The organism is Stenotrophomonas sp. PS02300 (assembly GCF_029959395.1).
GTDB classification, from domain to species: domain Bacteria; phylum Pseudomonadota; class Gammaproteobacteria; order Xanthomonadales; family Xanthomonadaceae; genus Stenotrophomonas; species Stenotrophomonas maltophilia_AD.
Genome location: NZ_JASCOP010000004.1, coordinates 61,900 through 81,242, shown reverse-complemented (window position 1 = coordinate 81,242; position 19,343 = coordinate 61,900). Strand labels below are relative to the sequence as shown.

Here is a 19,343-nt window from a genome sequence, read left to right as displayed (position 1 = left end):
TAGTACGCTTGACTCCGTAGTAGCTACGGACTTTACGCTGAACCCGTATCCGCCGCCACTCCGGCCGCGGCGCTGCATGTGACGACCATGCCACTGCCCATCGCCTTGATTCGCTACTGCCTGATTGCCTTGCTGATCGGCTGGGTTCTGCCCGCTTCTGCTCAGGCGGAGCCTGCCGCAGCAGACCTGCGCCAAACCTGGCAGATGCTCGATTACATCGCGGTCGACTACCCCGGCGCGGTCCAGGCCGGTCGCGTAATTGCCCCCAACGAATACGCCGAAATGAGCGAGTTTGCCGGCTCCGTGCGCAGTCAGCTGGCAGCATTGCCCGGTGGCCAGAACCAGCAGGAGCTGACGGCCCAGGCCGACCGCCTGGTCCAGGCGGTGGCAGAGAAGGCCGACCCGGCGCAAGTGGCAACGTTGGCGCGCGGGCTCGGCACGACGCTGTTGGCCCGCTACCCGATCGGCGCTGTTCCGGCGAGCGCGCCGAAGACCTCCCAGGCCGCGTCCATCTACAGCCAGCAGTGCGCGGCCTGTCACGGCCCCACAGGTCACGGTGATGGCCCCGCCGCGCAAGCGTTAAGTCCGCCGCCGATCGCGTTCACCGATGCCACTCGCGCCGCGCAGCGAACGCCGCTGTCGTTGTACGAGGTCATTTCCCAGGGTGTGCCGGGTACCGGCATGGTCAGCTTCTCTGGGCTGTCAGAAAGTGATCGCTGGGCGTTGGCATTCTATGTGGGCAGCTTGGGGTATTCCTCGCAAGCCAAGGCTCAAGGTGAGACGTTATGGCGCACCAGTGCCGAGGCCCATACGCACATTCCCTCGCTCGAAGCGCTGACACGCACGCGAGAGGCCGATCTTGCCACCACGATGCCCGCCGATCAGGCAAACGCGATCATCGCCTACCTGCGTTCGCAGCCACAGGCAGTAAACGAAGCGGTACCAGGAGCCGATCGCTTTGCGGTGGCGCGGCAGCGACTGGCCGCCAGCCAGCGCGCTTACGCTGATGAGGACCTGGCTCAAGCCAAAAAGCTTGCGCTCTCGTCCTATCTGGATGGTGTAGAGCCGCTTGAACCCACGCTGGCCACGCGCAATCCGTCATTGCTGCGAGAGATCGAGACGGCCATGGCAGGCTACCGCGCGCAGCTGGATCAGCATGCGCCCGCGGCTGACGTTGCCGGGCAGGCAGCGCAAATTGCCCAGCTGTTTGATCGCGCGGACGTGGCGCTGCAGGACACCCGAATAGGCGCCAGCACCGCGTTTCTAGGCAGCTTTACCATCTTGGTACGCGAAGGACTGGAAGCGCTGCTGATCGTGATTGGTATCGTGGCGTTCTTGCGTAAAGCCGAGCGGTCTGATGTGTTGCCGTATGTGCATGCGGGTTGGATCTGCGCGTTGTTGGCAGGCGCAGCTACCTGGGCAGTGGCCACTTACTTTGTTGATATCAGCGGTGCGAACCGGGAAGTCACTGAGGGCGTCTCGGCCTTGTTCGCTGCCGCTGTCCTGCTCAGCGTAGGCATCTGGATGCACCAAAAGAGCCTTGCAGGGCGGTGGCAGGAGTACCTGCACGCCAAGCTGACGACTGCGCTGACACGGCGCTCGGCTGTTTTCCTGTTCATGCTGGCCTTTGTCGCGGTGTACCGCGAGGTGTTTGAGACGATCTTGTTCTACATCGCGATGTGGAGCGATCAGGCGTCCACCGCCATCCTCGCAGGCCTGGTGGCGGGAATCGCGGTGTTGGCTGCGGTGGCGTACTGGATGCTGCGCATGAGCAGGCGGCTGCCGATTGGCCGGTTCTTTTCGATCAGCTCGATTCTCATCGCGGTGATGGCGGTCATCCTGATCGGTAAAGGCGTGGCCGCGTTGCAGGAAGCGGGCTGGATCTCTCAAACACCGCTCGCGTTGCCGCGCATCGAGTGGATCGGCCTGTATCCCACCTGGCAGTCGCTGCTGGCGCAGGTATTGGTAGGCACCGCCGCCATCGTGGGGTTCCTCGCCAATGCCCGTTCCGGTGTGCGTAGACAGCCAGGCGCAAACAAGCAATGAAACAACACAGCAGAGGACCAAGACATGAGTGATTGCGGGTGCCACCACGAAGCCAAGAACAAGGAGGAGCGACGCATCCTCTGGATCGCCTTGGTCCTGAATGCAGCGATGGCCGTGATCGGCGGCATTGCCGGCTGGATTGCCCATTCCACCGGGCTGCTGGCTGACGCGCTGGACATGCTGTCTGACGCCACCGCCTATGCCATTGGCCTGGTCGCTATCGGGCGCACGGCGCGCTTCAAGGCCAACGCCGCGTGGGTCAGTGGCAGCGTGCTGCTGGTGCTGGGCGTAGGCGTGCTGGTCGAAGTCGGCCGCCGGGTGATGTACGGAGCCGAGCCGGTCAGCGGTTGGATGATCGGTACCGCTCTGGTCTCGCTGGCCGTGAACCTGAAGGTGCTCCGTATGCTCGCCCCCTTGAAGTCTGGCGAAGTGCATCTGCGAGCGACCTGGCTGTTTACCCGCGCCGATGTGGTGGCCAACGTTGGGGTGATTCTGGCCGGCCTGTTGGTGTGGTGGCTGGCCAGCCCCTACCCGGATTTCGTGATCGGCGCCCTGATCGGCCTGTATGTGATCAAGGAGGCTTTCGAGATCTTGGGTGATGCTCGCCGGGCGCGTGCCGACGCGCGCAAAACGCCTGCATGACAGCGCTTGGCCGGCTGAGCTGTGGCCTGCGCTGGCTGCTGCTGGCGCACTTGGCCGTGGGCCTTGTGACGCAGCCGGTGCTGGCAGTGGTTGGCGAGCTCCATGCTCAAACCCATCTGGCCGCGGCCGACCATGACCCGGCAGTGGCATCACCAGCTTCCGAGCGTGGCGTAGACGCCGCGCTGCACCGGCTACAGCAGCTGGTGCTGTGCTGTAGCCAGGCCGCGCCGGCTCCAGAAATAGTGTTGGCCATTGCTCATATCGGCCGGCATTGGCCGTCGGCGACAGCCCATGCGGACAGATATCGGCATGAGCACCTGCTCGCGCCGTTCCGGCCGCCGATCGCAGGGTGATGCGCGCCGGCGTGCGCCGGATCCCTGTTGGCTATCGAAAATTCTGGAGTACTTCATGCATGTGCGATTGGCGGCCCTGGCCGCGTGGCTACTGTTGAGCGCGGCGGCAACGCCGGCGACAGCAGAAGAGCTGATGACCTTGGACGACGCGTTTGCACGCGTGGCCCAAACCCACCCCGAGCTGCGCCTGGTCGATGCGCGAGCCACGGTGCTCGCTGCCGAGCGCGACCAGGCCGTGCAGCGGCCACCGTGGACGTTGGGGGCGGAGGTTGAAAATGCGCTGGGCACGGGCGCGGCCCGTGGCCTGGACAGCGCGGAGTTGACCTTGAGCCTGAGCTCGGTCCTGGAGCGCGGCGGCAAGCTCGACGCCCGCCGCACCTTGGCCCAAAGCCGGATTGATGCACTGGCCGTGCAGCGCGAGACCGGGCGGCTGGACCTGCTCGCCGAGACGGCGCAGCGCTATTTGGCCGTTGTCGGTGCCGACCGGCAACGCAGCCTGGCGAACATGGATGTCGGCCAGCGCCAGCGGACCGTCGCCGCTGCCCGGCAGCGCCTGCAGGCTGGCGCGTCTCCCGAATCGGTGATGCTCACCGCACAAGCAGCACTGGCGAGAGCAGAATTGACCCGTGATCGGGCCGAGCAGCAGCGCATTGCCGCCCGGCAGCACCTTGCTGCCCTCTGGGGCGAACGTGCTCCGAGCTTCGAGGTGGCCGCGGCGGATCCCATGACCCTGCCGGCGATCGCGTCCATGCAGTCGCTGGCCGAGGAATTGGAGCGCACTCCCGAGTTGGCGCAGTTTGCCGATGCCCGCCGGATCGCGCAGGCACGACTGCAGCTGGCGCGTTCGGCGGCCTCGCCGGACTTGTCGTGGCAGCTGGGCGTGCGCCGCCTGCAGGAGACTGACGACACCGCGCTGGTGGCCAGCCTGTCCATGCCACTGGGCAGCCGCAGCCGCGCGCAGCCGGAGATCCGCGCCGGCGAAGCCGAGCTGGAGGTTCTGACGATCGAGCGCGAGGCCAAGGGCCTGTCGCTGTATTCCACGCTGGTCGAAGCCCATGGTCGCTACACCGTGGCGCAGGCCGAGGTGGCACGGCTGCAAGGCGAGGTGCTGCCGAAGTTGGCCCGGGCTGAGCAGGCCGCCGAGCGCGCCTATCGCGCCGGCGCGATCAGCTACCTGGAATGGGCACAGCTGCAGTCCGAACGCACGGCCCTGGCCCAGCAGCAGCTGGACGTGGCGCTCGATGCGCAGCGCGCCCTGATCGAAATTCAACGCCTGACCGGCCAGGCGCTTGTCGCGCCGCCGGCGGCTGCTTCCACCGGAGAGACCCCATGAATCGCTTTTCCTGGACCGCACTGGGCATGGCCCTGATGATGCTGGCCGCCTGCAACGCGTCGGCCCCCAACGAAGCGTCCGAAGGCGGCGCCGCCGCTGAGGGCGAAGAGCACGGCGAGCACGAGGAAGCGCCGCTGGAAACCAAGATTGCCGCCAAAGCTGCGCAGGCAGCGGGTATCCAGGTCGCACCGGCAGGCCCCGGTGAGATTGCTGACGAGCATGAGGTGCAAGGGCTGTTGACCCCGATTGACGGTCGCATCGCGCAGGTCACGGCACGCTTCCCCGGACCGGTCCGCTCCGTGCGTGCGGGCGTGGGTGATCAGGTACGGGCCGGCCAGGCACTGGCCACGGTAGAGAGCAACCTGAGCCTGACCACCTATACCGTCACCGCGCCGATCAGTGGCGTGGTCATGGCGCGCACGGCCGCCGTAGGCATGGCCGCCGCTGAGGGCGCGCCGCTGTTTGAGGTCGCCGACCTGTCCACGCTGTGGGTGGACCTGCACATCTTCGGCGCCGACGCCCAGCACATCGGTGCTGGCGTGCCGGTGACGGTTACCCGCTTGAGCGATGGCGTCACCGCACAGACCACCTTGGAGCGCGTCCTGCCCGGCACCGCCACCGCCAGCCAAAGCACCATTGCGCGCGGCACGGTGGCCAACACCGATGGCCTGTGGCGGCCGGGGTCGGCGGTCAAGGCGCGGGTCACCGTGGATCGCCAATCGGCAGCGTTGGTGGTGCCGATCACGGCGCTGCAGACCGCAGAAGACCAGGACGTGGTCTACGTGCAGCAGGGCGAAACCTACCACACCCGGCCGGTGAAGCTGGGGCGCCGCGACGCCGAACGCGCCGAAGTGCTGGAAGGCCTCAAGGCCGGTGAACAGGTGGTGGTGGCCCAAAGCTTCCTGATCAAGGCCGACATCGAAAAGTCCACCGTGGAAGAAGAATGAGGCCCGCCATGCTCGAACGCCTCATTGGGCTGTCCATCCGCCATCGCTGGCTGACGCTAGTGCTCACCGCTGCGCTGGTTGCGCTGGGCGTGTGGAGCTACCGTCACCTTTCCATTGACGCCACACCCGACATCACCAACGTCCAGGTCCAGATCAACACCCAGGCCCCGGGTTACTCGCCGCTGGAGGCCGAACAACGGGTTACCTTTGCCATCGAAACGGCCATGGCCGGTCTGCCCAAGCTGGACTACAGCCGCTCGCTGTCGCGCTACGGGCTTTCGCAGGTCACCGTCGTCTTCAAGGACGGCACCGACCTGTACTTTGCCCGCCAGCAGGTCGCCGAGCGCCTGCAGCAGATCGCCTCCCAGCTTCCCGAAGGGTTGGACCCGGAAATGGGGCCGATCTCCACCGGGTTGGGCGAGATCTTCATGTACACCGTGGAGGCCGAGCCCAACGCTCGCAAGCCCGACGGCACCCCGTACACGGCCACGGACCTGCGCACCCTGCAGGACTGGGTGATCCGGCCGCAGCTGCGCACCACGCCCGGCGTCACCGAGGTCAACACCATCGGCGGCTTCGAGCGGCAGATCCACATCACTCCCGATCCAGCTCAGTTGGTGGCGCTGGGCTTCACGTTGAACGACGTGGTCGCCGCGGTCATGCGCAACAACCAGAACATCGGCGCCGGCTACATCGAGCGCAACGGACAGCAGTTCCTGGTGCGCGTGCCGGGCCAGCTAGCCAATCTGGAGGCAATCGGCAACATCGTGCTGGACCGGCGCGATGGCGTGCCCATTCGGGTGCGCGACGTCGCTAGCGTGGGCGAAGGCAAGGAGCTGCGCACGGGCGCGGCCACCCAGAATGGCCACGAGGTCGTGGTCGGTACCGCCTTCATGTTGTTCGGCGCCAACAGCCGGGACGTCTCCCAGGCGGCCGCGGCCAAGCTGGATGCCGCCAACGCCAGCCTGCCTGCCGGCGTCCATGCCAAGGCCGTCTATGACCGCACCGCGCTGGTGGATCGCACCATCGGCACGGTGTCCAAGAACCTGATCGAGGGCGCGCTGCTGGTGGTGGTGGTGCTGTTCCTGCTGCTGGGCAATGTGCGCGCCTCGTTGATCACCGCGGCGGTGATCCCGTTGGCGATGCTGTTCACCATCATCGGCATGGTGCGTGGCGGCGTGTCGGGCAACCTGATGAGCCTGGGCGCGCTGGACTTCGGCCTGATCGTGGACGGGGCGGTGATCATCATCGAGAACTGTCTGCGCCGGTTCGGCGAGGCGCAGCACGCGCTGGGCCGCCAGCTCAACGATGAAGAGCGCTATGACCTGACCGCCTCGGCCACCGCCGAGGTGATCCGTCCCAGCCTGTTTGGCCTGGGCATCATCGCCGCGGTCTACCTGCCGATCTTCGCGCTGTCCGGGGTAGAAGGAAAAATGTTCCACCCGATGGCGATCACGGTGGTGCTGGCCCTGACCGGCGCCATGGTGTTGTCGCTGACCTTCGTGCCGGCGGCGATCGCCAGCTTCCTGCGCGGCCGTGTGGCTGAGCACGACAACCGCCTGATGCGCTGGTCGCGTGCCCGTTATACGCCGCTGCTGGATTGGGCCCTGCGTCGGCGCGTGGTGGTGCTGGCCGGCGCGGCCGTGCTGGTGGTGGGCTGTGGCGTGCTGGCCACCCGCTTGGGTTCGGAGTTCGTGCCGAGCCTGGATGAGGGCGACATCACCTTGCAGCCCATGCGTATTCCCGGCACCAGCTTGGAGCAGTCGGTGGCCATGCAGGAAACGCTGGAGAAGCGCCTGGCCCAGTTCCCGGAGGTGGCCAACATCTTCTCAAAGATCGGCACCGCCGAGGTGGCCACCGATCCTATGCCGCCGTCGATGGCCGACACCTTCCTGATGCTCAAGCCCCGCGACCAGTGGCCCGACCCGCGCAAGCCCAAGGCCGAGCTGGTGGAAGAGCTGGAGGCGGCGGCCAAGGAAATCCCGGGCAGCAACTACGAGTTCACCCAGCCCATCCAGATGCGCACCAACGAGTTGATCTCCGGCGTCCGTTCGGACGTGGCGGTCAAGGTCTACGGCGACAACCTTGACCAGTTGACGCGCCTGGCCAGCCGGGTCGAGCGGGTCATGCGTAGCGTCCCCGGCGCCGAAGACGTCAAGGCCGAGCAGGTCTCCGGCCTGCCGCTGCTGACCATCACGCCAGATCCGGCGGCATTGGCACGGTATGGCCTGAACCCGGGCGATGTGCAGGAAACGGTGGCCACCGCCATTGGGGGCAGTGTTGCCGGCCAGTTGATCGAGGGCGACCGCCGCTTCGACCTGGTCGTGCGCCTGCCCGAAGCGCAGCGCCAAGACCCCGCTATGCTGGCAGATCTGCCCATTCCGCTGCCGGCAAGCACCAGTGTCGATGAGTCCAGCCGTCTGGCCGCCGGCGCCAATGGGGGGCCTCGCACGGTGCCGCTGCGGGAAGTGGCGAAGATCCAGGTAGAGCGCGGGCCCAATCAGATCAACCGCGAGAACGGCAAGCGCCGCGTGGTGATCACCGCCAACGTGCGCGAGCGCGATCTGGGCGGGTTCGTCGGCGAGTTGCGCACACGCATCGGCCAGGATGTCGCGCTTCCAGAGGGCTACTGGATCGATTACGGCGGCACCTTCGAGCAGCTGATCTCGGCCACCCAACGCCTGGGCGTGGTCGTTCCGGTGACACTGGCGTTGATCTTCGCTCTGCTATTCATGGCCTTCGGCTCGGCCAAGGATGCGGCCATTGTGTTCAGTGGCGTGCCGCTGGCGCTGACCGGCGGTGTGCTGGCACTGGCTCTGCGCGGGATTCCGTTGTCGATCTCTGCCGGCGTGGGCTTCATCGCGCTGTCGGGCGTGGCCGTACTCAACGGGCTGGTCATGATCGCCTTCATCCGCCGTCTGCGCGAACAGGGCGATCCGCTAGACGACGCTGTGCGCGACGGCGCCCTTGGACGCCTGCGACCGGTGTTGATGACCGCCCTGGTAGCCTCGCTGGGCTTCCTACCCATGGCCTTGAATGTCGGTGCTGGCTCGGAAGTGCAGCGGCCGCTGGCCACTGTCGTCATCGGCGGCATCGTCTCATCCACCGCATTGACCTTGTTGGTGCTGCCGGTGCTCTATCGTTGGCTGCATCGCGACCGAGCTCCCCGCGCCGGTAGCACTGCTTTGGAGTCCCCATGAACGAGCTCAACCTGGAACAGGTCCGTGCGGCGATGTTTACCGACCCGGGCGTGAAAGCGGTGGACGACCTGCGCCTGGTCGCCGGTGAGCATGGCCGTGCGATCGCGGCCACCATCACGGTCGCGGCGCCCTCGGTCGACCTGGACCTGGTGCATGCTGTGATTGCCCAGGTCCTGGCCGATCAATTCGGCATCGATCAGATCATGCTGTGTTTCAACGACCCGGGCCCGGTACCGCCGCCGCCCACCGCGGCGCCGTTAAAGAAGATGTGATCGCAGCCCCTGGCTCTATGCGTCTGCGCTGGCAGGCGCATAGAGCTGATGACCCGGCAACGCGCACGCGCCGGCATACACAAAGGCCACGCTTTGCCGCGCCCGGGTGAAGGCCACGTAGTATTTCGGCGGCGCGGTGATACGCGCTGCATCGGCCGTGCGCAGGTACTGCGTCAACGGCCCGTTCGGAAAGATGAGGACCCGACTGTAGGTGCGGCCCTTGCACTGCCCAAAGTTCACCGCCGGCAGTCCGTCGCACGCCTGCCGCCGGTCATGCCGGAGCACGGTGGGGGCGAACTCCTGCATGTACGCGGCCACATCCCCTGGAGCGACGAGGTAGATGCCATCGTGTCCGGTGACCTCGCCATTGCCTGATTGGGTCCGCGGCATCTGCGGATAGAGCGTGTCAGCCATATCGCACAGGGCCTGGACGCAGCGCAGACTGGTGAGGCGGTGATCCAGCCGGCATAAGCCGTCGGCCTCCCAAATCTGAAACAGCGCTGCCAGATTCGGACCACGGTATTGGCTGTACCTTTGCGCATAGTTGGTGGCATACGTGGCTTGGCGCGTATCGCCTACCAACGTGATGGCAATCTCGCTCTTCAACAGCCGTTCGACCAGATCCAGATCAAAGCCGGCCAGATCCTGGACTTCGTCGATGTAGAGCTCGTCGTACATCGCCGCCAATCGCGCCACGACCTGGCCTTGGGTCAGCTCATCGCAGCGCACAGCGAAATCGGCCGCTCGGTCCGAATACATCCGGTTGCCCGCCAGGTAGTGGCGCGCCACCTGGGTGCGTGGGGCGCGGTTGTTGGTGACACCTTCTACGAACAGGATGGTCTCGATGCGAGGCTCAGGGCAAAGCGCAGCCTGGTACGGGCGAATGCACTGGCGCAGCAGAAAGCCATACCAGCTGTGCAAGGTGACATGCGCGGGGACCGCGCCTGCGTGGGCCTCAAACGAGCGCCGGATCTCTTCCAGGTTTTCCAGCGTGTAGGTGACAATCGCGATGCGGCGCCCAGGTCGCTCCAAGGCCTGCCGGACCAGCAACGTGGTCTTGCCCGAGCCGGCTGCCGAGAGCAGGACCCGGTTAGGTGATGGCACGCTGGACATAGTCCGGGAACCTGATCGAGTGCGGGCTATTGAAAATCGCCAAGGCCGTATCGGTCTTATGGCCCTTCATGTACTTGAGCAGCGCCACCTCATCGGCAAAGGCCTTGCCCAGCACGGTATTGAGTTCGGCCAGCGAGTTGGCTTTGATCAGCTGCTCTTCCAGCGAAGGGGCGCTCTCGTCGGAATCGTAATAGATCGCGTTGATGTGCTCGGCATAGCGCTCTTGCACAACTGCGATATCACCGTCGTTGTCGGTGATCACCTTGGCCTGAATCCTCAGTCGATCGGCAATCTGCAAGAAGCGTTTGAATGCCAACGACTTGACCGAAATGATGTCTACGCCGTGAGCCATCGGCGCCACGCCGTGATGGTCACTGTAGGCACGCTGCACGATCAGTTCGTCGGAAGGGCCTTCCACCAGGATCGCCTGCTTGGCCAGGATCAACCGCAGCGTGTCGTGGCCCGGCAGCTTCATGAAATAGTCGTGGGTATCGCTGGGCAGCTGGTCCAGCTTCATCTGGCCTTGCGCGCTGAACAGGATCACGTTGTCCACGCCCAGCTTGTTCAACACGAAGCTGCTGTGGGTGGCGATGATCACCTGCTGGGCGGTGGAGAGGGCCGCAATCTTGTCGATCAGCTGGGTCATGCTGGAATAGGACAGATGGTTCTCCGGCTCCTCGATCAGCAGCACGTGAGCCGCGCCGGCCGCGTGCATCGCCAGCTTCATCTTCACCGCGCTTTGCTCGCCCTTGCCGGCCTGGGTGAACGGGAGCTCATCCAGGTAGGGTGACAGGCTGGTTTCCCACGTTGAGCGCGGCGATGTGTCCACGCCTACCGTCAATGCCCTGTGGCTGATGTCCCCGGTGTGCTCGGTCAAGTAGGCATTGATCGCTGCCACATCCGCTTCTTCGGAAAAGCTCTGCCGCATGCGGCGGAAGCTCAGCGACAGCGAGACGCGCTGCGCAGGCGTCAGTGCCTGCTCGATGATGCCGGCGATATAGCGATCGGCACCGGACAAGGTCTTGATGCCGTGCGTGTCGATGATGGTCGAGTCGAACGGAATACTACGGGCGGTGACGCCATTGTTGGCGAAGGAGTACCAGCGCACCGTGTAGTACTCCACCGGCAGGCTGACCGCGCCCTGGTGCTGCTGCAGGTAGGCGTTGAACTCCTCGCGGTAGTCGTCGTTGAGCTCGACCAGCAGCCGGATGCCGGCGGTATCCAGACGCAGGGAGTTGTTGGTGCCGCGTAACGACGCCAGCGCGGCGTCGGCGCCCAGATAGGCTTCGATGGAGATCCGTGGCGGCGAGGCCGGCGTGCCCGTGGCAAGCGCTCCCAAGTACTCCTGCACCGTGGGCTGGTGGAACAGGTAGGGCGTGAGCTCGTAGGCAAGATTGCGCCCATGCAGCTGGCCGGTGACCACCGCGTGGATGGCCTCCAGCAGGGTGGATTTACCGACCTCGTTGTCGCCCACCACCAGGTTCATGTGGGCATTGAGGGGCAGGTCCAGATGGCGAAACGACTTGAAGTTGTCGATGACGATACGTTCGATCGGCATGCACAGTCCTTTGATGGCCAACGGGCTCGGTGGCGGAGCCTGCCTGCACCCTGGCTGGCCTCCTTTCCGCTCTGGGCCATACTACCCAGCGATCGCCGGCCCTGGGCGGTTTCGTACTGCTTGGGACGCCGGGAAGGGTCAGAATCCGCCTTACGCGGGATAATTCAATATTATCCCGCTTGATGTTTGGGTCGCTGGCTCGGCCTTCTTTGGCGTTGAGTAGTACGTAATTACATGGTATGTAATACATTACGAAATAACCGGAGAGGACGCATGGCTCGGTCTGGCTTGTACAAAAGCGATGTGCAACGTGCCCGGGACAGCCTCCGGGCCGAAGGCAAGAACCCCTCGGTAGACGCCGTCCGCGTGGCGCTGGGCAACACGGGGTCCAAAACCACCATCCACCGCTACCTGAAGGAGCTGGAAGAGGAGGACGGGCAAGGCGTAGGCGCCAAGATTGCCGTCAGCGACGCCCTGCAGGACCTGGTGGCTCGTCTGGCCGAGCGGCTGCACGCCGAGGCCGAAACCGTGGTCGCTCAAGCGCAAGAGCGGTTCCAGGCCGAGCTGCACGAGCGCACCCAAGCCTTGGAGCAGGCCCGGCAGGACACCGGCAATCTCAGCGCGCAGCTTCAGCGCACCGAGACGCTGCTACAGACAGAACGCCAGGCGAGTGAAGTGGCCAGGGGCGAAGTGGCCAGCCGCACCACCGAACTGGCCCAGCTGGAGGAGCGCATTGCCGGCCTCACGGCGCGGCTGGCAGAGCACGAAAGCCACGCGCGCTCCCTGGAGCAGAAGCATGAGCATGCCAGGGAAGCCCTTGAGCACTACCGCACATCGGTCAAAGACCAGCGCGAGCAGGAGCAACGCCGGCACGAGCACCAAGTGCAGGAACTACAGGTCGGCCTGCGCCAGGCCAACGAGGCATTGACCGCCAAGAACCATGATCTTGTGCAGCTCAACCGGGAAAACGGCCAGTGGCTGGAGCGTCATACTCGACTGGAAAAGGAGGTGGCGCAGCTGCGTCAGACCATCCAGACGCAACAGGGCGAGCTCGATACGCTGCGCCTGACGGCGGCCGAACACCAGGCGGTGCAGGTGCGTTGGGGCCAAGACGCTCAGAGTTTGGACACCGCTCGGCAAGACCTCGCACAAGCCAGAACCGAGCTGGCCCAGGAGCGCGAACGACGCGAGCAGGCCGAGGCGGAAACGCTGCGCGCAACCGTGCGCCTGAGCACCTTGGAGCCGCTGTTGGCCCAGCTACAGCCGGCCAGTGCCGGCGGCAAAGGCGCCAAGCGGATCTCATCGGAAGAGACGCCGGCGCCATAGCCTGCGAAGAGAACACCCGGCGCAACGATCACAAGGAGCTTTGGCATGAGCGGAATAACCACCACACCCCCGGAAATCACCCGTGCCGTGCGGCGCCTGACCGAATCCGTCGTGCGCGGCGCAGAGCCGGTCTATCTTGATGTACAGCCGGAAGCCGACGCGATCGTGCACGAGTGCTTTCCCAACGTGCAGGCCAAGGTCGCGCGCGACGGTGGTCAGATGCTGTGCGGGTGGCAGCTGTGGGAATGGCCGCACGTGCTGGTTGAGGCAGAATTCCATGCCGTGTGGGTCAGTCCCGCAGGGGAAATGGTCGACATCACGCCAAAGCCTGAAGGTGAGACACGCATTCTCTTTGTGCCGGATCCGCGAAGACGCTACGAGGGCCTGGCCATCGACAACGTCCGCATGCCATTACGCGATGACCTGCTGATCAAGCACTTCATCCAGATGTCCGAAGCGATTGTCCAGGTGATGAACCGCGGCGAGCGATCATCCCAGTATGGCGAGGTCAGCGTGCCCGCCAATGAAATCCAGCCTCTTCTGCAGGCCAGAGACTTTCTGGGCCAGTCACTCGGTGCGGGATTGCGCGAGCATGCACCGTGCCTGTGCGGCAGCGGCAGCAAGTACAAGCGCTGTCATGGCGCGCAAGTAGAAGCATTCTTCCGTCGTTGACGGTGGTGCCCCTGGTCGGAATCGAACCGACGTGTACGCGCTTATCTGGCGCGTGCTCTCACCGGGGTATAAGGCCGGCGCTCTGACCAACATGAGCAACAGGGGCGTGATCGATCGATGCGATCACGCCGGTATTCGAGGGTCGAGCTGGCACAGGCGGTTCATGGGGCAAGCATACCGGGGATGGACGCCATGCCGCTATCCCCGGGCGCGGCGATAGGAGTGGGCCCACGCCGGAGCAGGGATGCGGTCGGTGGCCACCAGCCAAGCCATCCGCAAGGCCTGCGCGTCCACCAAGGCATGGTGGCGCCTGGCCCTATGTTCCGGATGGGCCGCGAACCAATCTTCCACCAGCAATCCCGGAAGGCCTTCCTTGGACATGCGCGTCATGACCGGGGCCGGCCGGGGGCCGCACGCAGCAACCTGGGCATCAGGGAGCTCAAACCCATCCAAGGCATACCGCAGCAGCTGAAGGTCGTTCGGGAAATCCGCCATCACCGCCGGCGCGTCGGCCTCGCTGAGGAAGGCGCGCAGCTCGGTCGTCAGGGCGGCATCCGGCAGGGCTGCGTCGCCGCGGTCTAGCAGCGGGTAGACGCTTTGACGAACGAAGTCGGTGGGAGCCTCGGGCAGGCTGGCTCGCTCAGCGTAGAAAAGGCGGTCTCCACCTTCGTTCACCAGCGCCAGACTCACCAGCTCGCTGCCCGTTACATCGGCCCACTCGGTGTCCAAGAAGTAGTACGTGGTGGCCATGATTGAATGGTGCCACAGCTTCCCGGGGAGGGCCGAGCCTGGACGTGCGGCCGAGGGTAGAATTCAGCGATCCATCAATCGGTTAGCGAAGATCTGGCCGTGTTCGTAACGATTCCCTGCCAACCCTCGTGAAGGCCAAGACCACCGTGCGCGTGGATGCCCCGCGTAGCAACGGCTCCGCGCCGGGTGGCCCGAGCACCTACACCGGCACGCCGCAGACGCGCGATGAAATGCTGAACCGCATCGCAGCGGTGCAGCAGCAAATCGACGCGCAGCGCAGCAACGATCCGACCGCCGCCTATCAAGCACGCCTGGCGCAGATTCGCGGCATGGGCGTCGGTGGTGGCGGCGCGGCTCCGGCCGCCGGCGGCATGGGCGCGGGCGGTGCGCCGCAGCTCCTGCAAACCTCGACCAGCGGCGGCGGGCGCAACAGCATGGCGCAGTTCGGCCAAGGTGGGCAGGGCGACCGCTGGAAGCTGGATTCGCAGCCGGAAGCGCCGCGCACACCGTTCGAGCTGCGCGCGGGCTTCGTCGTGCCGGCCACGCTCATTTCGGGCATCAACTCCGATCTGCCGGGCCAAATCATGGCCCAGGTCGCGCAGGACGTGTACGACACACCGACCGGCAAGCACCTGTTGATCCCGCAGGGATCGCGCCTCGTCGGCTCGTATTCGAGCGACGTGGCCTACGGCCAAGCGCGCGTGCTGGTTGCGTGGCAACGCATCGTGTTCCCCGATGGCAAGGCGATGGACATTGGCGCGATGCCAGGCGCGGACAGCGCGGGATACGCGGGCTTCCACGACCAGGTGAACAACCACTATGTGCGCCTGTTCGGCTCGGCCTTCCTCATGTCCGGCGTGACAGCAGGCATCACCTACAGCCAACGCCAGAACCAGGCCACAAACACCTATGGCGCACCGAGCGCCAGCAGTGCCCTAAGCGAAGCCCTCGGCCAGCAGCTCGGCCAGGTTACGGCGCAACTCATCGCCAAGAACCTGAGCATTTCGCCGACGCTGGAAATTCGGCCGGGGTATCGCTTCAACGTCGTGGTCACGAAGGACATGACGTTTTCCAAGCCGTACCGTTCCTTCGATTACTAACGCCATAGGAGAAAAGCACCATGAAGCCGAAGTTTTTAGCCGCTAAATTGGCCCTCGTCATTGCTGTTTCGAGCACGCTGGCGGTCACACCTGTGCAGGCTGGCATCCCCGTCATCGACGGCACCAACCTGTCGCAGAACATCATGACGGCCATCGAATCGGTGGCCCAGACGCTCAAGCAAATTGAGCAGTACAGCACCCAGCTCCAGCAGTATCAAAACCAACTCCAGAACACGATGGCCCCGGCCGCGTATATCTGGGATCAGGCGCAATCGACCATCAACGGGTTGATGAACGCGGTCAACACGCTGGATTACTACAAGACCCAACTCGGCAGCCTGGACAGCTACATCGGCAAGTTCCAGGACGTGAACTACTACAAGAACTCGCCGTGCTTTACGGCGGCAGGGTGCTCCGACGCGGAACGCGCAGCACTTCGGAATGTGGCCCAGCTCGCGAGCGAGTCGCAGAAGAAGGCCAACGATGCCTTGTTCAAGGGCCTCGATAGGCAGCAAACGAATCTCACGGCCGATGCAGCGACGTTGCAGCGTCTTCAATCGGCAGCGCAGGGCGCGCAGGGCCAAATGCAGGCCATCGGCTACGCCAACCAGCTCGCCAGCCAGCAGGCCAACCAGCTCTTGCAGATTCGTGGCCTGCTGATCGCGCAGCAGAACGCGATGGCAACCAAGATGCAGGCCGACGCCGACAAGGAAGCCCAGCAGGCGGCAGCGGCCGCACAACTGCGCCAGGGCAGCTACCGGGCCAGCCCGGCGCGCACCTGGTAAGGGGGATTCATGAAAGCAATCAAGGCTCTGTCCTTGGCCTCGGCCGCCCTCGTGGCGGCCTTGGTCGCCGGCTGCGACAACAAGCCGGCCACGGCCCCCATGCCGGAAGTGAACGACGAGAACTGCAAGCCCGAGAACATCGCCAAGATCGAGGACAAGGGCGTCCAGCAGGCTTTTTCGTCGCTGTGCTTGCGTCGTGGTGGGGATTTCAAGCCCAGCCCGAAACGCGAATGGTGAGGTGCTGACGATGAGAATGCCAGCCAATCTAAAAACCCTCGCCCTGCCGCTGTTCGTCTGGCTGGCGTTCTTCGCGGTCGATGCCCACGCGGCCATCGACAACGCCGGCGTGTTCGATAGCGTGCTGGATCGCTACCAGGCCGCCGCGAGCGGCTGGGCCGGTGTCATCACCACGGCCGCAACCTGGCTCTTCTGGACGCTGGTTGTGATCTCGATGGTCTGGACGTTCGGCATGATGGCCTTGCGCAAGGCCGACATTGGCGAGTTCTTCGCGGAGTTCGTCCGCTTCACGATCTTTACCGGCTTCTTCTGGTGGGCGCTGACCAACGGCCCTAACTTCGCCTCGTCCATCTATGCGTCGTTGCGGCAGCTCGCCGGCAACGCGACGGGCCTGGGCAATGCTCTGTCGCCCTCGGGCATCGTGGACGTGGGCTTTGCGATCTTCGACAAGGTGATGGATCAGTCCTCGGTGTGGTCGCCGGTGGACAGCATGGCCGGCATCCTCATGGCCGTGGCGATCCTGGTCATCCTGGCCCTGGTCGGTGTGAATATGCTTCTGCTGCTCGCGTCGGGCTGGGTGCTCGCCTACGGCGGCGTGTTCTTCCTCGGCTTCGGTGGTTCGCGCTGGACTTCCGACATGGCGATCAACTACTACAAGGTCGTCCTGGGCGTGGCCGCGCAGCTCTTCGCAATGGTGCTCCTGGTGGGCATCGGCAAGACCTTCCTCGATGACTACTACTCGCGCATGAGCGCCGGCATCAGCCTCAAGGAAATGGGCGTGATGCTGATCGTCGTCATCATCCTCTTGGCGTTGGTCAACAAGATTCCGCCGCTCATCGCCGGGATCATCACCGGCGCGAGCGTGGGCGGTGCCGGCATCGGCCAGTTCGGTGCAGGCGCTGCGTTGGGTGCCGCAGGCATGGCAGCAGCAGCGGCCGCGACCGGCGGCGCCGCTCTGGCCGCCGGCGCAGCCTCGGCCGCCGGTGGTGCCTCTGCCGTCATGGCCGCCTTCTCGAAGGCCAATGAGAACGTGTCGGCAGGCACGGACGTTATGTCGGCCTTCTCGGGCGGCGGCAGCTCGGGCGGCGGTGCGGGCGGCGGCGGCGACGCCGGCACCGGCAGCACGCCCTTCGCTCAGGCTGCGGGCTTTAGCGGCAGCTCCGGCGGTGGCTCTTCGTCGGGTGGCGGCAGCCCCTCGACCGGCAGCAGCTCGGGCAGCTCGAAGGGCGGCGATAAGGGCGGCGGCAAAGCCGACGCCGGCGGCCAGGGCAGCAGCTCGACGGCCAGCACCGGCAGCAGTGCCGACAAGGCCGCCAAGAACGAACCCAAGCCCGCCGGCGGGGCAGGGCAAGGGCAGCAGGCCGCACCGGGCAGCACCGGCCCCGGCTTGCTCGCATCGGCCGCATCGGCCCTCGGCACGGCCGGCCGCATCGCCGCCGACGCCGGCGCGAACTTGGCGAAGGGAACCGCCGATGTTGCCAAGGCCAAAGCCGCGAGCCTGCGCGAAGCCGCAGCCGAGCGGATCGCCGACACCACTGGCGGAAAGATCGCCGCCGCGATCAAGGCGCAAGGAAGCGGCACGGCCGAGAACATCGACGTGCCCGACCAGCAGCCCGCGCCGAGCTTCGGCGACAACAGCCTGGCAGGCGGCCCCGCCGATGCCGATCCCGAGTCCGAAGTAGCTGCGTTCGCCAACCGCGAGCAAGGCCGCGACGGCACAACTGCGTAACCAAGGAGAGTCCAACCATGAAGAAGAAACTGTTTGCCCTGGCCGCCCTCGTGGCAGCCCTCGGATCGACCGCCGGCACGGCCAGCGCGCAAGACGTGCTGACCGGCGACACGCGCCTGGCCTGCGAGGCGATCCTGTGCCTGTCGTCGGGCACGCGCCCGAGCGAATGCACGCCGTCGCTGTCGCGGTACTTCAACATCACGAAGCGCAAGCTGTCGGACACGATCCGCGCCCGCCTGAACTTCCTCCAGCTTTGCCCGGTGGCGAGCCAGACGCCGGAAATGCAGTCGCTCGTGTCGGCGATCTCGCGCGGCGCTGGCCGTTGCGACGCGCAGTCGCTGAACTCGACGTTGGTGATGTGGACGGGCGGCTACGACGATGGGCGCACGTACATCAGCAACCAGTTGCCTGACTACTGCGGGGCCTACACCGGCCACGCCTACACCGACTTCGCCAGCAGCGGCACGCTGCCGCGCTATGTCGGGACGCCAGAGCGGGGCGGGTATTGGGTCGAAGCGCGCGACTATGACCGCGCCTTGGCCGAGTACAACGAACGCATCCGGCGCGAGGACGAAGAGCGCCGCCGTCAGTCCTGGCTGAACTGAGGGAGGGGAGGGCATGCCGTTCTTCGCCGATCTGCCGCCGCAGCTCCAGGAGCGCGTCGTCTGCTCGATCTCGGCCGCCGTCAAGTACGAGGTGCCGGTCAACATCGTGTTGGCCGTCGCCGAGAAAGAGGGCGGCAAGCCGGGCCAGTGGGTGCGCAACTCGAATGGCACGCATGACGTTGGCCCGATGCAGTTCAACACCGCGTACCTGGGCGACCTGGCCCGATACGGCATCACGGCGAACGATGTGGCGGCTGCCGGCTGCTACTCGTTCGACCTGGCCGCCTGGCGGCTGCGGATGCACATCCGCAACGACAAGGGCGACCTCTGGACGAAGGCGGCGAACTACCACTCGCGCACGCCGCAGTACAACGCGGTGTACCGGGCCGACTTGATGCGCAAGGCGTCGAAGTGGGCCGATTGGCTCGAAGCTCGGTTCGTCACGCTTGACGTGACGAAGGCCGGGGCCACGCCCTCGACGCCCAGCCAGCCCGCGACGGTGGCCCAGCGGGCGACGCCGGCGGCCAGGCCGGCACCAGCACCCCAGCAGGCCGCCCCAGCGGCCGCAGCAGCTCGCAGCGTGTCGGTGGCCGGCTACGTGCCCCGCACGGTGTCTTTCAACACTTCACGCGAGGGGTCGGCCGAGTAGGCCGGCTCTTCCGATTTAGCGGCTAA

The 19,343-nt window shown here is 65.5% G+C and carries 17 protein-coding genes, 1 tRNA gene and 1 pseudogene; 15 read left to right on the top strand and 4 right to left on the bottom strand.

Annotation, left to right across the window (positions count from 1 at the left end; genetic code table 11):
- Positions 1 to 87: 87 nt before the first annotated feature.
- Genes QMX79_RS02270 through QMX79_RS02240 form a run of 7 tightly spaced genes read left to right on the top strand, consistent with a single transcriptional unit; the run spans position 88 to position 8,793 of the window.
- On the top strand, positions 88 to 2,046 hold the full coding sequence (locus tag QMX79_RS02270) for an FTR1 family protein (protein WP_282243911.1): 1,959 nt from the start codon (positions 88 to 90) through the stop codon (positions 2,044 to 2,046).
- A gap of 24 nt (positions 2,047 to 2,070) precedes the next feature.
- Complete coding sequence (locus QMX79_RS02265; protein WP_005413376.1) at positions 2,071 to 2,688, top strand: cation transporter; 618 nt, start codon at positions 2,071 to 2,073, stop codon at positions 2,686 to 2,688.
- On the top strand, positions 2,685 to 3,041 hold the full coding sequence (locus QMX79_RS02260) for a hypothetical protein (protein ID WP_012480228.1): 357 nt from the start codon (positions 2,685 to 2,687) through the stop codon (positions 3,039 to 3,041). Before QMX79_RS02265 ends, QMX79_RS02260 begins: the two co-directional genes overlap by 4 nt.
- A gap of 55 nt (positions 3,042 to 3,096) precedes the next feature.
- The gene (locus tag QMX79_RS02255) at positions 3,097 to 4,374 is read left to right on the top strand and encodes a TolC family protein (protein WP_282243905.1); all 1,278 of its coding nucleotides are present in this window, start codon (positions 3,097 to 3,099) and stop codon (positions 4,372 to 4,374) included.
- A complete protein-coding gene (locus tag QMX79_RS02250) occupies positions 4,371 to 5,321 on the top strand; it encodes an efflux RND transporter periplasmic adaptor subunit (protein WP_021201906.1) in 951 nt (316 codons plus the stop codon). The genes QMX79_RS02255 and QMX79_RS02250 overlap by 4 nt, the downstream gene beginning before the upstream one ends.
- A gap of 8 nt (positions 5,322 to 5,329) precedes the next feature.
- Entirely contained in the window at positions 5,330 to 8,521 is a 3,192-nt protein-coding gene (locus QMX79_RS02245; protein ID WP_282243902.1) for a CusA/CzcA family heavy metal efflux RND transporter, read from the top strand.
- Entirely contained in the window at positions 8,518 to 8,793 is a 276-nt protein-coding gene (locus QMX79_RS02240) for a hypothetical protein (protein WP_019184735.1), read from the top strand. Before QMX79_RS02245 ends, QMX79_RS02240 begins: the two co-directional genes overlap by 4 nt.
- Positions 8,794 to 8,808: 15 nt before the next feature.
- Here QMX79_RS02240 and QMX79_RS02235 read toward each other — a convergent pair whose 3' ends face one another.
- Complete coding sequence (locus tag QMX79_RS02235) at positions 8,809 to 9,906, bottom strand: UvrD-helicase domain-containing protein (RefSeq protein WP_012480224.1); 1,098 nt, start codon at positions 9,904 to 9,906, stop codon at positions 8,809 to 8,811.
- Positions 9,884 to 11,464, bottom strand: a complete 1,581-nt coding sequence (locus QMX79_RS02230; protein ID WP_026070029.1) for an AAA family ATPase — start codon at positions 11,462 to 11,464, stop codon at positions 9,884 to 9,886. The genes QMX79_RS02235 and QMX79_RS02230 overlap by 23 nt, the downstream gene beginning before the upstream one ends.
- 273 nt (positions 11,465 to 11,737) lie before the next feature.
- Between QMX79_RS02230 and QMX79_RS02225 the strand changes: the two genes are divergently transcribed.
- Positions 11,738 to 12,790 (top strand): DNA-binding protein, encoded by a 1,053-nt coding sequence (locus QMX79_RS02225; protein WP_057681750.1) that lies wholly within the window; start codon positions 11,738 to 11,740, stop codon positions 12,788 to 12,790.
- Positions 12,791 to 12,835: 45 nt separating this feature from the next.
- Entirely contained in the window at positions 12,836 to 13,462 is a 627-nt protein-coding gene (locus QMX79_RS02220) for an SEC-C domain-containing protein (protein ID WP_081029745.1), read from the top strand.
- A gap of 3 nt (positions 13,463 to 13,465) precedes the next feature.
- Here QMX79_RS02220 and QMX79_RS02215 read toward each other — a convergent pair.
- Positions 13,466 to 13,568, bottom strand: a tRNA-Ile gene (locus tag QMX79_RS02215).
- A 92-nt stretch (positions 13,569 to 13,660) separates the two neighbouring features.
- Positions 13,661 to 14,212, bottom strand: coding sequence for a 3'-5' exoribonuclease (locus QMX79_RS02210; protein WP_057681749.1), 552 nt, complete (start codon positions 14,210 to 14,212; stop codon positions 13,661 to 13,663).
- A gap of 128 nt (positions 14,213 to 14,340) precedes the next feature.
- On the opposite strand from QMX79_RS02210, the pseudogene QMX79_RS02205 reads away from it, so the two are divergent.
- From QMX79_RS02205 to QMX79_RS02180, 6 genes and pseudogenes are all read left to right on the top strand, one after another.
- Positions 14,341 to 15,312: pseudogene (locus QMX79_RS02205) on the top strand (TrbI/VirB10 family protein); the annotation flags it as partial.
- A 20-nt stretch (positions 15,313 to 15,332) separates the two neighbouring features.
- Positions 15,333 to 16,097: a P-type conjugative transfer protein TrbJ gene (trbJ, locus tag QMX79_RS02200; protein ID WP_010890135.1), complete on the top strand. Its 765-nt coding sequence runs from the start codon at positions 15,333 to 15,335 to the stop codon at positions 16,095 to 16,097.
- A gap of 9 nt (positions 16,098 to 16,106) precedes the next feature.
- On the top strand, positions 16,107 to 16,334 hold the full coding sequence (trbK, locus tag QMX79_RS02195; RefSeq protein WP_000644148.1) for an entry exclusion lipoprotein TrbK: 228 nt from the start codon (positions 16,107 to 16,109) through the stop codon (positions 16,332 to 16,334).
- 10 nt (positions 16,335 to 16,344) lie between these two features.
- Complete coding sequence (gene trbL, locus QMX79_RS02190; RefSeq protein ID WP_011114051.1) at positions 16,345 to 18,063, top strand: P-type conjugative transfer protein TrbL; 1,719 nt, start codon at positions 16,345 to 16,347, stop codon at positions 18,061 to 18,063.
- Positions 18,064 to 18,080: 17 nt separating this feature from the next.
- Positions 18,081 to 18,668: a TrbM/KikA/MpfK family conjugal transfer protein gene (locus QMX79_RS02185; protein WP_010890138.1), complete on the top strand. Its 588-nt coding sequence runs from the start codon at positions 18,081 to 18,083 to the stop codon at positions 18,666 to 18,668.
- A gap of 13 nt (positions 18,669 to 18,681) precedes the next feature.
- On the top strand, positions 18,682 to 19,317 hold the full coding sequence (locus QMX79_RS02180) for a transglycosylase SLT domain-containing protein (protein ID WP_011114052.1): 636 nt from the start codon (positions 18,682 to 18,684) through the stop codon (positions 19,315 to 19,317).
- Positions 19,318 to 19,343 lie beyond the last annotated feature (26 nt).

What these genes read in the sequence shown, in the direction of transcription:
- QMX79_RS02270 (WP_282243911.1), top strand. Translation starts at nt 88, where the DNA reads ATGCCACTGCCCATCGCCTTGATTCGCTACTGCCTGATTGCCTTGCTG.
- QMX79_RS02265 (WP_005413376.1), top strand. Translation starts at nt 2,071, where the DNA reads ATGAGTGATTGCGGGTGCCACCACGAAGCCAAGAACAAGGAGGAGCGA.
- QMX79_RS02260 (WP_012480228.1), top strand. Translation starts at nt 2,685, where the DNA reads ATGACAGCGCTTGGCCGGCTGAGCTGTGGCCTGCGCTGGCTGCTGCTG.
- QMX79_RS02255 (WP_282243905.1), top strand. Translation starts at nt 3,097, where the DNA reads ATGCATGTGCGATTGGCGGCCCTGGCCGCGTGGCTACTGTTGAGCGCG.
- QMX79_RS02250 (WP_021201906.1), top strand. Translation starts at nt 4,371, where the DNA reads ATGAATCGCTTTTCCTGGACCGCACTGGGCATGGCCCTGATGATGCTG.
- QMX79_RS02245 (WP_282243902.1), top strand. Translation starts at nt 5,330, where the DNA reads ATGCTCGAACGCCTCATTGGGCTGTCCATCCGCCATCGCTGGCTGACG.
- QMX79_RS02240 (WP_019184735.1), top strand. Translation starts at nt 8,518, where the DNA reads ATGAACGAGCTCAACCTGGAACAGGTCCGTGCGGCGATGTTTACCGAC.
- QMX79_RS02235 (WP_012480224.1), bottom strand. Translation starts at nt 9,906, where the DNA reads ATGTCCAGCGTGCCATCACCTAACCGGGTCCTGCTCTCGGCAGCCGGC.
- QMX79_RS02230 (WP_026070029.1), bottom strand. Translation starts at nt 11,464, where the DNA reads ATGCCGATCGAACGTATCGTCATCGACAACTTCAAGTCGTTTCGCCAT.
- QMX79_RS02225 (WP_057681750.1), top strand. Translation starts at nt 11,738, where the DNA reads ATGGCTCGGTCTGGCTTGTACAAAAGCGATGTGCAACGTGCCCGGGAC.
- QMX79_RS02220 (WP_081029745.1), top strand. Translation starts at nt 12,836, where the DNA reads ATGAGCGGAATAACCACCACACCCCCGGAAATCACCCGTGCCGTGCGG.
- QMX79_RS02210 (WP_057681749.1), bottom strand. Translation starts at nt 14,212, where the DNA reads ATGGCCACCACGTACTACTTCTTGGACACCGAGTGGGCCGATGTAACG.
- trbJ (WP_010890135.1), top strand. Translation starts at nt 15,333, where the DNA reads ATGAAGCCGAAGTTTTTAGCCGCTAAATTGGCCCTCGTCATTGCTGTT.
- trbK (WP_000644148.1), top strand. Translation starts at nt 16,107, where the DNA reads ATGAAAGCAATCAAGGCTCTGTCCTTGGCCTCGGCCGCCCTCGTGGCG.
- trbL (WP_011114051.1), top strand. Translation starts at nt 16,345, where the DNA reads ATGAGAATGCCAGCCAATCTAAAAACCCTCGCCCTGCCGCTGTTCGTC.
- QMX79_RS02185 (WP_010890138.1), top strand. Translation starts at nt 18,081, where the DNA reads ATGAAGAAGAAACTGTTTGCCCTGGCCGCCCTCGTGGCAGCCCTCGGA.
- QMX79_RS02180 (WP_011114052.1), top strand. Translation starts at nt 18,682, where the DNA reads ATGCCGTTCTTCGCCGATCTGCCGCCGCAGCTCCAGGAGCGCGTCGTC.